Raw genomic sequence first — 14948 nt, 5'->3', positions numbered from 1 at the left:
GGCTCACCGCTTCGCGACGTAGCCTGGTTCCCACGCCGCGGGCCGCTTGGCCAGTTTCACCATCTCGGGAACCGGAGCAGCCGGGCGGGACAGGACGTCCATGAAATCGGCGAAGCCTTCGGGGCTCATGCGGATCAGTCGCTGTTCCATGACGATTTCTTCGGCCGCGCGCACGGCTGCATCGCGCACGAAATCGGTGCGCGACCGGCCGCGCAGCGTGGCGGCTCGATCGATCATCGCGACGTCCGCTTCGGGCAGACGCATCGAGATCGGGTATTCCTTGCGTTCGACGGTGGTGGCCATGACTATCTCCTTGAGGGCAACATAATGACTTGTAGCGCCAAATGCAATACGCTGATGTCGGCCTTGTTCGAGGCCGCCCTGCCTTGATGGAAAAGGCGAAGGGACAGCCACCGAGGAGTTCACATGCGCCAGGAGCCGATTTCGCGGAGATTTCCGTTCTGGTCGCTTCCCGTCTGGCCAAACCAAGTCGAGATCGGTCCAGTCGTTGCAAAGGTGGTAGGCGAACACGAGGCGCTCGAACTCGCTGCCGCTCAAATCTTCGAAATGAATCGGCCGGACCGTCCGCGCTGTCGTCACCTACAACCTCCCGGCTCCCAGGGCTATGGAGCGGGGTGATGGGTAACCTATTGGATCACCGAGGATTTTGGGTCCGATATTGGTTGCGGGGGCAGGATTTAATCTTAACTTGCGGTCTCCGAGCACCCCGAACCCGTTACTTGAGCTTCTGATTGCCGAGAACCGCATCGGCCTTTTTCGCAGCGCTGCGTAAACATGGCATCCTAATTCTGCACTCCCCATCACTCTGGAAGCGGAATGTGCTCATCCCGGTCGTCGACCGGAAGATCGAAGCGCCCCTCGCCCCAGTTCTGTGCCCGCCATTCAGCCTTGGCTTCCTCGATACGCTCCCTAGATGAGGCGACGAAGTTCCACCAGATGTAGCGTGGGCCGGAAAGTGTCGCCCCGCCTAAGATCATCAGCCGCGCGCCTTTTTCCCCGGCTGCGACCGTGATCCTGTCGCCAGGACGAAACACCATCATCTGGGGTGCTTCGAACTCCCGGCCGGCGATCGAGATCGAGCCTTCGACAATGTAGATGCCCCGGTCCTCGTGATCGTCCGGCATCGGCAGGCGAGCGCCTGCTTCAAGCCTAACATCGGCATAGAATGTCTCGGAAAACATGGTCGCGGGAGCGAACTTGCCATAGGCGTTCCCGAGAATGAGCCTCACCGACACACCATGGTCCTCGATCATCGGCAGCGTCTCCTTGCCGTGGTGTTCGAACATCGGCGTCATGTCTTCGTGGCTTTCCGGCAGAGCCAGCCAGGTCTGGATCCCGAACAAGCCGTTCGGCCCCGTCCGCGCCGCTGCGGATGTCCGCTCGGAATGAGAAACACCTCGCCCTGCGACCATCCAGTTCAACTCACCGGGACGGATGATCTGGTCAGCCCCGGTGCTGTCACGGTGGTGAAAGTCACCGCGATACAGATAGGTGACCGTGCCAAGACCGATATGGGGGTGCGGCCGAACATCGATGCCCTGGCCGGTCAACAGCTCGGCCGGGCCAGCTTGGTCGAAGAAAATGAACGGTCCGACCATCTGCCGATTCGGCGCCGGCAGGGCGCGCCGAACCTCGAAGCCGCCAAGGTCACGGGCCCGAGGAACGATTAGGGTCTCGATCGCGTCGATGCCGACCTCGTCAGGACAGCCTGGTTCGATTGCAGGGTTCCAACTCATGCGCATTCACCTCCTCCGTTTGGCGCTCTCGTGCCTGCGTAGAGCGCAGCGGTCGTTGTATGGCCCAAGTGACTAACGGGAGAGCGCCCTCACGACTAGTTGCGCGGCGCGATGAGCTGTGTCGCAAAAAGCGGAACGCGCAGTCGATTGTCAACACGCAGACCCTACAAATACGGATTTCTTTCGAATGCTTCGATCAGGAACTCCGAGAGGATGCGCACTTTTCGCGCCGGGTGCGGGCTGGGTGGCCGCACGACGTAGACCCCACCGACCGGTAGCGGATACCGGGTCATGACTGGAACGAGCGCGCCGGACGCTAGATATTCATGGGTAACACAATCGGGAAGCCACGCTATACCAAGCCCTGCTGCGGCCGCACTGGCGAGCGCCGCGCCGTTGTCGGAACTGAAGCGACCCTGCGGCTGCACGATGACAATCTTCTCACCATCCACGAACCGCCACGTTTCGGCGCCCACGAGGGCTTGGTGAGCGACGATTTCGTCCGGCGTTTCAGGCGAACCATGCGTTCTGATATAGTCCGGGCTCGCTACCAGCTTGCCGTAAATCTGACCGACGCGTCTTGCAATCAGGTTCGAGTCGCGTAGGGCGCCGACCCGGATCGCGCAATCGTAGCCGTCCGCGATCAGATCTACGAAGCGATCGCTATAGTCGGCATGGATCTGAAGCTGCGGGTGGTGTCGTGCCATCTCTGCAAGTACGGGCGCAAAATGTAGCGGGCCTGATGTGAGAGGGACGGCCACCCTCAAGCGCCCGCGAAGGTCACCGTCGGGCAATATCGTTTCCCGTGCGATGTCGATATCTGCACAGACCCTTGCTGCATAGTCCCGAAACGTAACGCCTGCTTCCGTCAGGCCGGCGCCACGGGTCGTTCGTGCAACAAGCTGGATGCCGAGCGCTTCCTCAAGCCGTATGAGGCGCCGACTGACCATTGACTTGGAGATTCCCAGTCGACGTGCCGCGGGAGAAACGCCCCCGGCATCGGCAACTTCGACAAATGTCCGCAGATCCTCGATGTCCATTTGGCGTTCCCCGCTTTGCGATACAGCTTGGCCTCCATGCCTATCGCACGGCCCTCACGATTGGCGCGACTTCAGTGCCGAGAAGTTCGATCGATGTCTTCATCGCTGCCGTGTCGAGAGAGGCTGTGCTCATCTGGAAGGTGATGCGCGAAACGCCGCCAAGCGTCTCACTGGCCTGCAGCATCTTGGCTGCGACCGTCTTCGGGTCACCGACAAGGAATGCGCCCTGCGGACCTGCCATAGCTTCGAACTGCTGGCGCGTCGGCGGTGACCAGCCGCGTTCGCGGCCGATTTTCGCGGTCAGATGCGCCCAGCCGGGAAAGAAGGCATCCCTCGCTGCGGCGCTGGTCTCGCCCACGAATCCCATCGCGTGGACGCCGACCTTAAGCGTCTCGGGGCTGTGTCCCGCGCGCTTGCCCGCTTCGCGATAGAGATCGACAAGCGGACGGAAGCGCTCGAAGCTCCCGCCGATGATGGCGATCATCAGCGGAAGGCCAAGCGAACCGGCACGAGCGAAGGATTGCGGCGTGCCGCCGACGCCGATCCATAATGGTAGCTGTGGTTGATGGGGACGCGGAAAAACACCTTGCCCTTTGAGGGCCGGACGGAAGCGACCTTCCCATGTGATATTCGTCGTTTCGCCAAGCGCGAGAAACAGGTCAAGCTTTTCAGCAAACAGGTCGTCATAGTCGCGTGTGTCCAGACCGAACAGCGGGTAGGCCTCGACGAAGGAACCCCGGCCGACAACGACTTCCGCACGGCCTTTGGAAATCAGATCGAGAGTTGCGAACTCCTGAAAAACCCGCACCGGGTCGGCTGCGCTCAGAACGGTCACCGCGCTCGTCAATCTGATCCGGCTGGTCCGGGCCGCTGCCGCGGCCAGAATGACAGTCGGGGCGGAATCGAGAAACTCGCCGCGATGATGCTCGCCTATGCCGAAGACATCGAGCCCGATGCGGTCCGCGACGACGACCTCCTCGATGAGTTCGGCCATACGCTCGGTCGCCGAAGGAAGCTTGCCTGTGGTCGGATCCGCGAGGATGGCTGCAAAACTGTCGATACCGATTTCCATGTAGGGTTCTCACAAATGTTTTAGTTGATGCCGACGACTGATGCCCGAAGCTCGCGGTAGCGAGAGTAGTTGGAGCTGAAGTCATGGCCACCGACACGATCGGGCTTGATTATTTGGTCGTACCTACGTGCCCATGGAAGGTGCCGTTTCAGCGCGGATTACCCCTTCTCTCGGATCGAACATCGAGATGCCGCCGAAGGCTGTCGTTGCCGGAACCTCGCCCTGCAGCACATCCCAGTGCTTGGCGAGCCTGCCGCCTTCGACCCTGAAGAGATCGATCACGACCTGAGGCTTCTCCGCCCAGCCGCGGATGCGGCCGTGAATGGCGACGAAATCACCTTCTGCGACGATCAGACCAGGCTCGTAGTAGACATCCTTGGGCAGATTGGCGACGAGCGCCTGCAGTGCATCCCGACCTTGTGGAATGTTGGGATTGTGCTGGACATAATCCGAAACGTACAGCCGCTCCACCACCGACGCGTCACGGCGCTGAAACAGCGACGTCATCGCCTCGAGCACAAGCGCCTTGTTTCGAAAGGGGCGCTGATCCGAGATCTGGTCAGCAGCCCGCGTCATGGCGATCGTTCCGCTCATGCGCAGGAACTGGCCGTCAGCCAAGGTGGCATGCGAGTGGATAACGCCGCGATCGTAGTCCTGAACGTTCGTGACCGCGCCCCATCCTTTTCCTGCCAGCTGACAGCAAAGATGCCGTTGCCAAGGGGTACGACTTGAATGTCGACGGTCTCGGTCCGAGCGAACGGCCCTTCCTTGATCTCGACCTCAGCTGCGTGACTGAGAGTAGCGTCTGGCTGACTTTAAAGTTCGGATAGGTGACATCCATCTCCTGTCCGATGGGAAAGCGCTCCACCGACATCTTCATGGTCCTTTCTATGAGGCGATAGATAGCCAGGCTGAGCCGGCTGCAGTCGCGGGTAATGGCTGGAGGAAATGGTCGTTGATCATGCCGGCTGCCCTGCATTCGGACATGGGCAGCCGTCTTGTGGGAGCGGGGATGACGCAGTTCGAGAAGCAGTCAGCGTGTTGGCGCTGGATCGATCAAGACTTTCGTTCCCCCCGCCCAGATCATCCCGCGCTGCTCGGCACAGGCGTGTTGAGCAACTGCTGCTCCCACAAATAAGCGATGCCGCTACCACCGGCATGCTGCACGACCACGTCCGTCATCTTTACGGCAGTGTCCATCCGCGCCCAATCGCGCTGCCATTCAGACGCAACCGCCAGCCACGTCATCATGTTGGCGCCGGCCGCGATCATGCGGTGGATGGCGACCTCATGCGCTTCGACCGATGTGCCGCCCGATGCGTCTGTTACGACCGTTACATCCCAGCCTTCGCCAAGGGCCTGGATCGTCGGCATGGCGACGCAAACTTCAGTCCAGAGGCCGGCAATGATCAGCTGTTTGCGGCCGGTCGCCTTAACCGCATCCACTGTCGTCTTATCTTCCCACGTGTTAATGAACGTCCGGTCGATTATCTCCTGGCCTGGGAACACATCTGCGATTTGGGGGAACAGGTTACCACCCCGCTCGGCGATCACGGTCGTCAGGATCGTGGGGACGCCGAACGCCTTGGCTGCCTTAGCCAAACCCACAGTGTTGTTGATCACCATCATCGGCTCGTGGCTGTTCAGGTTCGCAAGCTGGTAAGGCTGGTGGTCGATCAGAACGAGTACGGAGTCTTCGGGGCGGAGAAGTGAGTCAAGGCCGTTACGAAAGGTCATGTTTTCATCCTATGTTGGCGGTATTGAAGCGCGTTTGCTCAAAAGACATGCGCCCTCCGAGGCGCTGCCTGGGACAAAACTTGTCATTCCCGTTTGTGATGCGGTAGTCCTTGACTGTGCTAAGCTGTGTCGCAGAATGAGGAACGCTGAGTGGATATCGAAGATCTCCGGACATTCGTCGAAGTTGCTGATGCGGGAGGCGTCACTTCGGCCGCGCTGCGGCTTGGCATCTCCAAGTCGATGGTCAGCCGACGGCTTGTGCGGCTTGAAGCGGAGCTTGGTGTCCAGCTTCTAGCCCGATCCACACGCGGGGCTTCTCTGACAGAGGCAGGCGCAACCTTCCGGGACTACGCAGCAAGGGTTTCCGCCGAGATAGATGTGGCGAGGGAGACCATCCTGCCCACTGGTGAGCTTCGCGGTCGCTTGCGTGTAGCAGCGCCGCTTTCCTTTGGGCCGACGCATTTCGCGCAAGTACTTGCACAAATGGCGCGTCGCCATCCTCATCTCCAGATCCAGACCTGTTACAGCGATCGCTTCGTGGACCTCATCGCAGAAGGATATGATTGTGCGATCAGGGTCGGCACTCTTCAGGACTCTAACCTGATCGCAAGACGCGTCGGTCCCCTCTACGGGAATTTCGTCGCAAGCCCGGACTACATCAAAGCCCATGGCTCTCCGGAGACACCGGACGAGCTTGTTGCCCATCAGGCTCTCATGCAGGGAACGGAAACCTGGCAAGTGATGGATGGAGACAAGGTGATAACCGTTCGCCCACAGGGACGCTTCAAGGCCGACAACGGGGCCGCTCTCGCTGCCGCCGCAGCAGCCGGATTGGGCATCGCCGCGCTGCCTGACGACCTTATCAAAGATTATCTGGACTCAGGCGAGTTGGTTCCGGTCATGAAACGCCATCCACCGCCGCCGGCGGGAATATATGTCGTCAGACCGCCCGGGCAGCATCCTACAAGAAAAGTCCGAGTGCTGACCGAAATGCTGATCGAGTGCTTTGACCATGGCCCGGCATTGCCGAAGACAGCTTACCCGTAGTATCGCAGCACTCTTCCCAACGACGTCCGCGATGCCTCGCCGAGCGATCAGCAACTGCATCTTGAGATCACCAGATCATTCGGAAATCAGGGCACCATCACAACGCGCCCCAACGGCTTGGCTGTCTCCGCATATTCATGTGCCTTTGATGCTTCATGCAACGGAAACACGCGATCGATCACGACCTCCATGCGCCCTTCGGCCACGGCCTCGAGAAGTTGGCTGACGGTCCTGTATACGGCCGGCCTCTCGAAAAGCGGCCCCATGAACACGCCGTGAAGCGTTTGATTGTTCTGCATCGGGAGCCAAAGATCGACATCAAGGCCGCCACCGCCTGCGTTTCCGACGAACACAAGGCGCCCCTCGGGAACGAGTGCGGACAGCGAGGCCTGCAAGGTCGAGCCAACCGGATCGATGACGAGATCCGCCCCCTTGCCACCAGTCAGCCGAAGTACCTCCTCAACGACGTCTTTTTCCAGGCGATCGATGACATGTGATGCGCCGAGCTCAGTCAGGCGCGCCTGTCGTTCGCCGCCACCGGCCGCGGCGATAACGGTCGCCCCCGCGTCACGCGCCAGTTGGATGGCCGCCAGACCGACACCGCCGGCGGCAGCCTGGATCAGGACTGTTTCTTTTTCGCCCAGGCCGCCTTTGGTGATCAGGCAGTGATAGGCCGTTCCGAAGGAAATCGGCAGCGAAGCGGCCTGCGCCATTTCCAGGCCAACTGGAACCAACCATGTGCGCGAGGCGGGGACGGACCAGAGTTCCGCATGCGACCCATGCATATCGAAGGCGGCCACCTTTTCGCCGACTGCCCGGTCGCGGACATTTGCACCGATCGAGATAATGGTCCCGGCAGCGGCATAGCCAACGATCGAGGGAGATTGCTGCGGGGTCGATCGGCGGTTGATCAGGTCCCCGCCCTCAATCGAAATGGCCTCGACGGAAATCAGGACATCATCTGGCCCACAGACGGGATCGGGCACATCGGCATATTTCAAGACCGTTGGAGGGCCAGGGTTGTTATAGACTGCGGCTTTCATGTGTTTTTCCTTTGCGAAGAGTGAAGCGTGCCCCGCTTGATACGGAAATCACTCGGTCCCGCTTCGATCAGGATATCGGCGCCGCTCTCCTCTATGAACGCGGATCCCGACAGCCCGTCCCACGCGTGCCCAGTTGTTCTTCTTCAAGACCATCCGTGTTTGTCAGGCCTGACCGCGATCCACAGACCGCGACCAACCGGACATCCGCTTCGTAAACTTGGCGATAGCGCATCCGCCGGGACAGAAGCAGGCTCGGCTCTTTTGCCTTTCGGCACCTCAAGCACCTGCACGCCGATGCGACGGAGTACCTGCCGCTGTCTATTTCGACACGGCAACTCCGCTTAGCGGCTCAGGAACGGGCCGGACGTGCAGGCGGTCCTGGCCGGACATGGCGTTACCCTGCACCTGCTCGGACAGTCGCTCGTTGTCCCGTTGACGGACGTCTTCGGCGGCTTCCTCCACGTCAAGCTCGGCATAGCCCAATGCTCGCAGGCCCTCCGCTCCCATCATGTAGGCGGATTCGACCGTCTCGCGGATCTGATAGTCCACGCCGGCGCGGATCAGGTCCACCGCATGGCCGCGGTCATAGCTGCGCACGAGAATCTTTGCCTGCGGGAATTCGTGCTGCGCCAGTTCCACCATCTGCATTGCGGCCTTCGGGTCGTCGATGCAGATCATCAGTGCCTCGGCGGAACCAGAACCGGAATGGCGCAGAGTATCGAGCCGTTTGCCGTCGCCGAAAAAGACCTTGAACCCGAACCGTCCAGCTTCACGGATCCGGTCGGGGCTCATATCAATCACGGAGAGCCTGACTCCCTTGGAAAGCAGCAGTTGCGAAGCGATCTGCCCGAAGCGGCCGAAACCGATGATGAGCACCCTTCCATTGAGATCCCGGGCCGCCTCAACGCCCTCCATAGATGCCTCGCTTCGTAGAAGCCAGTCTGCCGCAATCATGAGAAGAGGCGCCAGAGCCATGGAGAAGATCACGACGGTGGTGAACAGTACGTTCTCGCGCGCATCAATCACGCCACCTGCGGATGCGGCGGCGTAGAGCACAAAGGCGAATTCGCCGCCTTGCAAGAACATAGAGGTGCGGTGCAATGCCTGATGACTGGAACTGCCAAATGAACGTGCTACCGTATAGACCACGGCACCCTTTGCAATGGTGAATGCGACCAGCATGGACAACAGGAGCCACCATTCCGCGGCAACGACGGAAAGGTCGAGCGACATGCCGACGGCCATGAAGAACAGGCCCATCAGCAGGCCACGAAACGGTTCGATGTCGCTTTCGATCTGGTGCCTATAACTGGAACTCGACAGCATCACTCCGGCAAGGAATGCGCCCATTGCCATGGAAAGGCCAGCGCCGGCCATCAGCAATGCTGCTCCAAGCACCACCAGCAGCGCGCCCGCCGTCATCACTTCGCGCGTTCGCGCACGCGCCAGCAGGGCGAAGAACGGGTTCAGGCCCCATCTTGATACCCCCAAAAGAACCAGCAACGCGCCAAGCGCCAGCAAAACGTCCATCCATTCAGACTGTCCCTGGGACAGAGGCGACAGAAAGGCGACCACCGCCAGAAGCGGCACGATCATCAGGTCCTCGAAGAGGAGGATGGAGACCGATTTCTGGCCCTCGGCACTCGAAATCTCGCCGCGGTCCTGCAGGACCGACATGATGACCGCCGTCGAGGAAAGGACGAAACCTGCCCCGGCGATGAAAGCCACCGGGCCGGAAAGGCCAAAGACCAGCATGCCCGTCAGCGTCAGGGCTGCGGTTGCCGCCGCGACCTGCACGAGGCCCAGTCCGAATATCTGGCCACGCATGGCCCACAGCTTGTATGGGCGCAACTCCAGTCCGATGACAAACAGGAACATCACCACCCCGAGTTCCGAGAAATGCAGAATGGACAGGGCATCGGTGAACAATCCGATCACCGACGGACCGACGAGCACGCCGGCAGCGAAATAGCCCAGAACCGAACCGAGGCCGAGCCGCCGAAACAAGGGCACCGCGACAACGGCCGCCCCCATCAGGACGATCGCAGGCCCGATTGTCTGCCCCAAGCTCGCTTCAGCCATGCATTCGCCCTTCCGATCTCACATACTTGAGAAACCGGGCGCCGGCCAAAGGTAGACCACGCCCCGCCATTCAGTTTCTCCACCGCGTTTGGTATCGTTGCTGTTTTAGGCTGAATAGTCTCCACATTCGCAAAACCATGTCGCAAAAAGTGGAACGCAAAATCCCTGGCTTCAGCGTTACAACTCTGCAAATAGTCGCGAGTACAGCGATAAGAGTTGAGATGACCTACTTTACCACCAAGGACGGCACCCGGCTTTTCTACAGGGATTGGAACACCAGCCAGCCTTCGCCCGACCTTCATCGAGCGACCACCAACTGCATTGCGCTTTCATGAAAGCGCGCCGCCGTCCACAGTGAGGATCGTCCCGGTGATCTGCCGGGCGGCAGGCGTCGCGAGAAAGGCGACCGCGGCTGCGACATCTTCTGGCTGATTGAAACGACCGAGGGGGGTCAGGCTACGCTGGTAATCCGCAGATTCGCCCGTCTCAGGATTCGAGTCGGTGTTTGTCGATCCCGGTTGAACGAGATTGACCGTTATGTCCCGAGCACCCAATTCGCGCGCAAGACCGCGATTGAATGCTTGAAGCGCACCTTTGGTCATATAGTAGACCGTGCCGGGTGCGCCGACGATACGATCCGCACCCGCTGAACCGATGGTTATGATGCGACCGCCTTCCTTGAGGTGGGGAATGGCCGCCTTCGACGTGAGCACCGGCCCGCGCACGTTGACCGCAAGCAGCGCGTCGAGATCCTCGACCGTGAAATCGGCAATATTGTTATATCGTGCGATCGCGGCATTGTTGACGAGGATGTCGAGACCGCCCAGTGCGCGGACGGCTTCGTCCACGGATCGCTGTATTGCGGCTGGATCGGCGCTGTCAGCCTGGATCGCGACGGCCTTGCGCCCCTTGCCTTCGATCGCCTGAACAAGTTGCGCCGCGCTGTCGGCTGATCGCTCATACGTTATCGCTACATTCGCCCCCTTCTCGGAAAGCGCGCGTGCAATCGCTGCGCCGATGCCGCGCGACCCACCCGTCACCAGAGCATTCTTCCCAGCCAGTTCCTGCATAATCCGAACCCTTTCAATGTCGTGTCGCCCTGATGCGCGGTTTCGAGGCCCATTCCTCTCGGTACCGAAGATCACGGCAGTTTTCCTTCGTTGAGCCTGAAGATAGGCAGACATGACGGAGGCCACATTCCCGATTCTCTCAGAGACTTGCCTGATCCTTCCAAATCACTCATGCTTGAGGTGATGGCAGATCCTGTAAAACCAACCACTCAGCTGCTGAACGACGTTACTCCCTTTGTTGCGCGACATCGGGGAACTGTTGGCCTCCCGACTTCCGTTCCACGCCTGACGCTATGGACAAGCACACGCGCCACGTCACCCACACCGGCCGTGTTCGAACCCATGTTCTACGCCGTTTTACGGGGCACCAAGGTTTTGACCATGGGCGCCAATCGCTTCGAACTGCTGGCGGGTGCCTGCGCCGCATCGTCCTTCGGCCTGCCCTATATCCACCAACTGACCGGCGCGACGCCCGAGCTCCCTTACGTCGGTATCAGCCTTCATCTTGATATCGGCATGCTCACGCGCGTCATGCTCGATATGCCCAAACAGGAGGATCGCTGGACGTGCGCGGTCGCGGCAGGCGATCTGAATGGCAAGGTCGGCGACGCGTTCGCTCGTCTCGTGGGGCTCTTGGCCACGCCCGATGACGTCGGCGTGCTCGCACCGCACTACGAGTTCGAGCTTTACTATCGTCTGCTACAGAGCTCTATGGGCGATACGCTCCGTCAGATCGGCCAGCGAAACGATCGGTTTCAACAGCTCAAGACTGCGGCTGACTGGCTCGCCGCCAACCACAGCGAACCCGTTGTTATCCCCGACCTGGCGGCCTCTTCCGGCATGAGCGTCACCTCTTTTCACAGGCACTTCAAGGCTGTCACAGGATTTAGCCCGCTGGCCTTCCAACGTCATATACGCCTGCTGGAAGCTCGAAAGCTTCTTGCCGCTGGGAGCTCAAATGTATCGCGCGTGGCATATGAGGTCGGCTACACAAGCCCGTCGCAATTCAGTCGAGAGTATAAAAGCATGTTTGGCACTGCGCCCGTGGCTGACCTGCAACGCTGAATCCTGCCGCGCCCGCCTAGGATAAGTGCAAAGCTCTGCAAGATAGACTGGTTGAAGAACATTATCAGGGTCCCGAGTTAGCCGGAGCCGTGAACTCTTGGTGCATCAGCTCGATCCGTGCCCAGACAAACGAACAACGATGTCGGCGATCCGACTGCATGATCTGCCGGTTCGGAGGCGCGAGGGGCCAAATTCCTTTCGGCGTTCCTCGTTCAGCGACACAGCTTCGCGCGACGGTGCACTACCGCGTCTCCGTTCGAAATGACATCAAGGCTCAGGCAGCATTTGGGAGCATATCTGCCGGCAAACCTACAAACTCGAAAGCCAGCCAAGGACACACTCAACCTTTTAGCCGCACATCCACTTGCTGCGCCATCGCCGAGACCGTCATGGAATGCTGGACAGAGCTCCTTCGTGAGCAACAGCCACATATTGATTAAACCACGGAACGTCTCCATGCCTCCAATCTCAACCCCAGGCCTGCCGCTCAGCGTCGCGATGCTCTGATCTCGGCCGCGGCACTTGCAGCGTGCTTAACATTACTGCCGGGCACCGCGCGTGCCGCGGAACCTGTCACAATCAACACCCCAGAAGGAGAACTCACCATGGGCTTTGTCACGACCGACGATAATGTTCAGATTTTCTACAAGGATTGGGGTCCCAAGGACGCCCAGCCCATTGTATTTCACCATGGCTGGCCGCTCAGTTCCGACGACTGGGATGCGCAGATGCTTTTCTTCCTGTCGAAGGGTTATCGCGTCGTCGCACATGATCGGCGCGGGCATGGACGATCGGAACAGGTTGCCGAAGGGCACGACATCGACCATTACGCAGCCGACGCCTTTGCCGTAGCCAAAGCCTTGGACCTGAAGAACGCAGTTCACATCGGCCATTCGACCGGTGGCGGCGAAGTGGCGCGGTACGTCGCGCGACATGGCGAGCCTGCGGGCCGGGTGGCCAAAGCCGTTCTCGTCGCCGCAATTCCACCGCTGATGCTGAAGACCGACGACAACCCCGAAGGCAGACCGATGGAGGTCTTCGACGGTTTTCGGTCGGTACTGGCCAGCAACCGTGCACAGTTCTTCCGCGACGTTCCGTCAGGCCCGTTCTACGGCTTCAACCGCGAGGGCGCGACGGTCTATGAAGGCGTAATCCAGAACTGGTGGCGGCAGGGCATGATGGGCAGCGCCAAGGCGCACTATGATGGCATCAAGGCCTTTTCGGAAACCGACCAGACAGAGGACTTGAAGGCAATCACTGTGCCGACGCTGGTGCTGCACGGCGAGGACGACCAGGTCGTTCCGATCGCCGCCTCGGCTTTGAAGGCGGTCAAGCTTCTGCGGAACGGCTCGCTGAAGACCTATCCCGGTTATTCTCACGGCATGCTGACCGTCAATGCCGATGTGCTGAATGCGGATCTCTTGAAGTTCATTACCAACTGAGAGCCTGTGGGACGGAGCGCCCGGCTCTGTCCCACAGTTCAGTCGAGCCATCGCCTTTCCCCGTCCCGCAGTTGGGGTCCGGAGGAGCATGCCGCATTCAGTTCCCCAAGCCAATCTCAAAGGAGTCGGTCCATGACCATTCACAAGTTCACCATTGCCGACGCAGCATTCCAGCGCTCGCCAGGGCAGGACGGTGACATCTTCACCGGCAACCTCCTCGATCAGCGCCACGGCGGGCCGGTCACCATCGGATTCGGGCGCTATGGGCCAGACCAGATACTGGAGGAGACTATGACCGTGCACGACACAATGGTGATCCTTGAAGGAAAGATCACCGTCTTCGACGCTCACAAATCGGTGACGGCTGGTCGCGGAGAAATCATCGCCATGCAGAAAGGCGACAGGGTGACTATCCGCTCCCACGAGGCAGGGGCCGTGACCGCTTATGTGACCTATCCTCATTGGCAGCAGCCGGAAGCTTGATCGGCAACGTGTTGCGTTTGGAAATCTATTTCGATTTTCTCTCCATCGAAGGCTGCCGCCACGCCGCGCACGGAGGATCATAAATCGCCGAGCATCAGTCCCGAAGCACAGGCTATGCTGCGCGCTGCTGTACGAGATGACGGCACACCGCTCAATGCGCTTTACCCGATACCGGCACCGGAGGATCAGGAGGCGTGGCGCCGGCTGCAGATCGCAGCCGACGCACATTACGCCGACGCTCTCAGGGGCACCACGGATGAGACGAAGGTCGCAATAGAAACCCTACGCCTGGCACGGCAACCGTTCACGTCGCGACGCCGGACAGTCTTCGGTTCAGAGATTGCGTCTTTATCGATCTGCATGGCGGCGCGCTGGTTTTCGGCGGTGGCAACGCCTGTCAATGGAGCGCCCGGCTGCAGGCAGACCTGCTTGGCATGATCTGCTATGGTATCGACTATCGGATGCCTCCGAATCATCCCTATCCGGCAGCGCTTGACGACTGCATGGCGGTCTACCTACACGTGGTCGATCGGTATGGGGCCGACCGCGTCGTGCTTGGCGGGCGTTCGGCCGGCGGCAATCTTGCCATGTCCACTATCCTGCGGGCACGCAACGAAAACCTGCCGTTTCCGGCAGGTGCCGTATTGCTGTCCCCGGAGTTGGACCTGACGGAATCGGGCGACAGCTTTCAAACCAACCGGACCGTCGATGCCGTGCTGCCCAACTCCCTGATGTCGAACAATCTGCTTTATGCGGATGGGGCAGACCTGTCGCATCCATACCTATCCCCGCTTTTTGGAGAAATGTCGGCCGGGTTTCCTCCAATATTCCTGCAAAGCGGGACGCGCGACCTGTTCCTCACCAATGCGGTGCGACTTCATCGCAAGCTGCGGCGCGTAGGATCTCCGGTCGAGATGTGTTCGAGGCGATGCCGCATGGAGGATTCTCTGGGGCTCCGGAGGATATGGAGCTCGCGGCGGAAGTCATCCGTTTTGTCATGGAGTGTCTGCCGGCATCCGTTCGCTGACGATCGACACCTTGCGTCGGGGGCTGGAATCGGTGGCCTGTTGCGGAACGGACCAACCAGCAACATGATTGCGGGATCGCCTC

Annotated in this window: 13 protein-coding genes and 2 pseudogenes; 5 read left to right on the top strand and 10 right to left on the bottom strand. The window is 60.1% G+C overall.

Translation table 11 applies throughout. The features are described from left to right. Positions 1 to 3: 3 nt before the first annotated feature. The 7 genes and pseudogenes from WGT02_RS25850 to WGT02_RS25820 form a co-directional block, all read right to left on the bottom strand. Positions 4 to 303, bottom strand: a complete 300-nt coding sequence (locus WGT02_RS25850; protein WP_024315136.1) for a DUF1778 domain-containing protein — start codon at positions 301 to 303, stop codon at positions 4 to 6. Positions 304 to 821: 518 nt separating this feature from the next. Then, positions 822 to 1757: a pirin family protein gene (locus WGT02_RS25845; protein WP_024315134.1), complete on the bottom strand. Its 936-nt coding sequence runs from the start codon at positions 1755 to 1757 to the stop codon at positions 822 to 824. Between the two features lie 164 nt (positions 1758 to 1921). Beyond that, positions 1922 to 2797 carry a LysR family transcriptional regulator gene (locus WGT02_RS25840; protein ID WP_029710045.1) on the bottom strand — a complete coding sequence of 292 codons (876 nt, stop codon included), beginning with the start codon at positions 2795 to 2797 and terminating at the stop codon, positions 1922 to 1924. Positions 2798 to 2837: 40 nt separating this feature from the next. Then, a complete protein-coding gene (locus WGT02_RS25835) occupies positions 2838 to 3869 on the bottom strand; it encodes an LLM class flavin-dependent oxidoreductase (RefSeq protein ID WP_208247353.1) in 1032 nt (343 codons plus the stop codon). Positions 3870 to 3992: 123 nt separating this feature from the next. Next, positions 3993 to 4487: a nuclear transport factor 2 family protein gene (locus WGT02_RS25830; RefSeq protein WP_225040115.1), complete on the bottom strand. Its 495-nt coding sequence runs from the start codon at positions 4485 to 4487 to the stop codon at positions 3993 to 3995. 21 nt (positions 4488 to 4508) lie between these two features. Further along, positions 4509 to 4603: pseudogene (locus tag WGT02_RS25825) on the bottom strand (hypothetical protein); the annotation flags it as partial. A 349-nt stretch (positions 4604 to 4952) separates the two neighbouring features. Beyond that, on the bottom strand, positions 4953 to 5606 hold the full coding sequence (locus WGT02_RS25820; protein ID WP_024315131.1) for a hydrolase: 654 nt from the start codon (positions 5604 to 5606) through the stop codon (positions 4953 to 4955). A gap of 150 nt (positions 5607 to 5756) precedes the next feature. On the opposite strand from WGT02_RS25820, the gene WGT02_RS25815 reads away from it, so the two are divergent. After that, on the top strand, positions 5757 to 6653 hold the full coding sequence (locus WGT02_RS25815) for a LysR family transcriptional regulator (RefSeq protein WP_024315130.1): 897 nt from the start codon (positions 5757 to 5759) through the stop codon (positions 6651 to 6653). An 86-nt stretch (positions 6654 to 6739) separates the two neighbouring features. On the opposite strand, the gene WGT02_RS25810 is transcribed toward WGT02_RS25815, so the two are convergent. From WGT02_RS25810 to WGT02_RS25800, 3 genes are all read right to left on the bottom strand, one after another. Beyond that, positions 6740 to 7696, bottom strand: coding sequence for a zinc-binding dehydrogenase (locus WGT02_RS25810; RefSeq protein WP_040680954.1), 957 nt, complete (start codon positions 7694 to 7696; stop codon positions 6740 to 6742). Positions 7697 to 8014: 318 nt separating this feature from the next. Beyond that, a complete protein-coding gene (locus WGT02_RS25805) occupies positions 8015 to 9778 on the bottom strand; it encodes a monovalent cation:proton antiporter-2 (CPA2) family protein (protein ID WP_208247350.1) in 1764 nt (587 codons plus the stop codon). A 329-nt stretch (positions 9779 to 10107) separates the two neighbouring features. After that, positions 10108 to 10848 (bottom strand): SDR family NAD(P)-dependent oxidoreductase, encoded by a 741-nt coding sequence (locus WGT02_RS25800; RefSeq protein ID WP_024315127.1) that lies wholly within the window; start codon positions 10846 to 10848, stop codon positions 10108 to 10110. Between the two features lie 171 nt (positions 10849 to 11019). On the opposite strand from WGT02_RS25800, the gene WGT02_RS25795 reads away from it, so the two are divergent. From WGT02_RS25795 to WGT02_RS25780, 4 genes and pseudogenes are all read left to right on the top strand, one after another. Further along, the gene (locus WGT02_RS25795) at positions 11020 to 11913 is read left to right on the top strand and encodes an AraC family transcriptional regulator (RefSeq protein ID WP_225040117.1); all 894 of its coding nucleotides are present in this window, start codon (positions 11020 to 11022) and stop codon (positions 11911 to 11913) included. Between the two features lie 605 nt (positions 11914 to 12518). Then, complete coding sequence (locus WGT02_RS25790) at positions 12519 to 13355, top strand: alpha/beta fold hydrolase (RefSeq protein WP_208247347.1); 837 nt, start codon at positions 12519 to 12521, stop codon at positions 13353 to 13355. Between the two features lie 132 nt (positions 13356 to 13487). After that, positions 13488 to 13838: an ethanolamine utilization protein gene (locus WGT02_RS25785; RefSeq protein WP_024315124.1), complete on the top strand. Its 351-nt coding sequence runs from the start codon at positions 13488 to 13490 to the stop codon at positions 13836 to 13838. 33 nt (positions 13839 to 13871) lie between these two features. Continuing rightward, positions 13872 to 14865 (top strand): annotated as a pseudogene (locus WGT02_RS25780) (alpha/beta hydrolase). Positions 14866 to 14948 lie beyond the last annotated feature (83 nt).

It is taken from the genome of Rhizobium sp. T1470 (genome assembly GCF_042140505.1).
GTDB lineage: Bacteria > Pseudomonadota > Alphaproteobacteria > Rhizobiales > Rhizobiaceae > Rhizobium > Rhizobium favelukesii.
The sequence above is the reverse complement of the archived record's forward strand: the minus strand, read 5'-3'. Positions and strand labels throughout refer to the sequence as shown.

What these genes read in the sequence shown, in the direction of transcription:
- WGT02_RS25850 (WP_024315136.1), bottom strand. Translation starts at nt 303, where the DNA reads ATGGCCACCACCGTCGAACGCAAGGAATACCCGATCTCGATGCGTCTG.
- WGT02_RS25845 (WP_024315134.1), bottom strand. Translation starts at nt 1,757, where the DNA reads ATGAGTTGGAACCCTGCAATCGAACCAGGCTGTCCTGACGAGGTCGGC.
- WGT02_RS25840 (WP_029710045.1), bottom strand. Translation starts at nt 2,797, where the DNA reads ATGGACATCGAGGATCTGCGGACATTTGTCGAAGTTGCCGATGCCGGG.
- WGT02_RS25835 (WP_208247353.1), bottom strand. Translation starts at nt 3,869, where the DNA reads ATGGAAATCGGTATCGACAGTTTTGCAGCCATCCTCGCGGATCCGACC.
- WGT02_RS25820 (WP_024315131.1), bottom strand. Translation starts at nt 5,606, where the DNA reads ATGACCTTTCGTAACGGCCTTGACTCACTTCTCCGCCCCGAAGACTCC.
- WGT02_RS25810 (WP_040680954.1), bottom strand. Translation starts at nt 7,696, where the DNA reads ATGAAAGCCGCAGTCTATAACAACCCTGGCCCTCCAACGGTCTTGAAA.
- WGT02_RS25805 (WP_208247350.1), bottom strand. Translation starts at nt 9,778, where the DNA reads ATGGCTGAAGCGAGCTTGGGGCAGACAATCGGGCCTGCGATCGTCCTG.
- WGT02_RS25800 (WP_024315127.1), bottom strand. Translation starts at nt 10,848, where the DNA reads ATGCAGGAACTGGCTGGGAAGAATGCTCTGGTGACGGGTGGGTCGCGC.
- WGT02_RS25795 (WP_225040117.1), top strand. Translation starts at nt 11,020, where the DNA reads ATGCTTGAGGTGATGGCAGATCCTGTAAAACCAACCACTCAGCTGCTG.
- WGT02_RS25790 (WP_208247347.1), top strand. Translation starts at nt 12,519, where the DNA reads ATGGGCTTTGTCACGACCGACGATAATGTTCAGATTTTCTACAAGGAT.
- WGT02_RS25785 (WP_024315124.1), top strand. Translation starts at nt 13,488, where the DNA reads ATGACCATTCACAAGTTCACCATTGCCGACGCAGCATTCCAGCGCTCG.